Source organism: Onishia niordana, assembly GCF_004798965.1.
Taxonomy (GTDB): domain Bacteria; phylum Pseudomonadota; class Gammaproteobacteria; order Pseudomonadales; family Halomonadaceae; genus Onishia; species Onishia niordana.
In genome coordinates, this window is record NZ_SDSD01000135.1 from 1 (window position 1) to 251 (window position 251).

The following is a 251-nucleotide window of genomic DNA, read 5'->3' on the forward strand; positions in this document are numbered from 1 at the left end:
TTTAGTAAGATGTCGAGAAGATATCTATATAAATCATCCGCCAACCTGGCCCTAGTAGCCAGCGTGGTATCAAATTTAAAGGAGAACTCAAAAACATGAGTCGTAGTCTTAAGAAGGGGCCTTTCGCTGACGAGCATTTGATGAAAAAAGTCGAAGCTCAAGAAAACGCCGAAAAGAAATCAGTGATCAAAACTTGGTCACGCCGTTCTACCGTCTACCCTAACGTTGTAGGACTTACAATTGCTGTTTAC

Annotated in this window: 1 protein-coding gene; it reads left to right on the forward strand. The window is 41.8% G+C overall.

Annotated elements, in window-relative coordinates; all coding sequences use genetic code 11:
• Positions 1 to 95 precede the first annotated feature (95 nt).
• On the forward strand, positions 96 to 251 hold a 156-nt coding region (locus ETC27_RS18230; protein WP_205742798.1), incomplete at its 3' end, for a ribosomal protein S19 family protein.